The sequence below is a fragment of the Roseburia zhanii genome (assembly GCF_014287635.1).
GTDB classification, from domain to species: domain Bacteria; phylum Bacillota; class Clostridia; order Lachnospirales; family Lachnospiraceae; genus Roseburia_B; species Roseburia_B zhanii.
Genome location: NZ_JACOPH010000078.1, coordinates 1 through 839 on the forward strand (window position 1 = coordinate 1; position 839 = coordinate 839).

Consider the following 839-nt stretch of genomic DNA (forward strand, 5'->3'; position numbering starts at 1 on the left):
GGGAAGTCTTTTTTCATGTCTAATTTTGATGTCACCTGCTTCTCATCTTAAGAATCCTGCATTGCAGGATTCTTACCGCATTTTTAATCAGGATTGCGAACTTGTTTCGCAATTACCTATGTAGTTTGTTTTATCTTACACCTGTACTCTATTGTAATTCATAATATTTAACCTGTAGTGTAAACTAGCACTGAGGTGAATTGTAATGCATGACTATGTAAAAAATCTTGCGAAGGAAGTCCGGGCTGCCAGAGAAGAAGCCCATCTATCTCAAGCAGCATTAGCTGAACAAATAGGTTGTGATGAGCGTACAATACTAAATATTGAAAACGACCGTGGTAATCCCAAGTTCGAAGTATTGTGCCAGATCATCGCTTATTTACACATTCCTGCAGACCGTATTTTCCACCCTGACACTGCTACGGATGGGGTGAAAAAACAAAAACTGTTATTGATGCTACAGGAATGTGATGAGCAAGAGGCAGCCGAGATTCTTCCAGCAATTGAATACCTCTTAGCACTCATACATAAAAGAGGTAATTCAAACGAGTAAAGGAACCAGCTAATCCGTTGTGATTCTGGTTCTTTTCTTTTTGTTTCCATCTCCAAATCTTACTATCGTAAGATTTCAATTATTACACAAGTAGGATTTCAAGTCAATATGTTTTTTCTGAAATTGACAACCACATAAATAACGTCTATAATATATTTATTACAGCCGTAAGATTTAAGGAGGGATTTGAAATGAGCGATTTACCACAGATTTCTGAAGCTGAATTTGAAGTTATGAAAATCGTATGGAAACATGCGCCGATCAGTACCAATGAAATAACAGATAA

At 36.8% G+C, this 839-nt stretch carries 2 protein-coding genes; both read left to right on the top strand.

The features are described from left to right. The first annotated feature begins 205 nt into the window (after positions 1-205). Entirely contained in the window at positions 206-553 is a 348-nt protein-coding gene (locus tag H8S17_RS16205) for a helix-turn-helix transcriptional regulator (RefSeq protein ID WP_186867902.1), read from the top strand. A 191-nt stretch (positions 554-744) separates the two neighbouring features. Next, positions 745-839, top strand: a 95-nt coding sequence (locus tag H8S17_RS17195) for a BlaI/MecI/CopY family transcriptional regulator (protein ID WP_186867903.1), incomplete at its 3' end; no start/stop codon positions are given.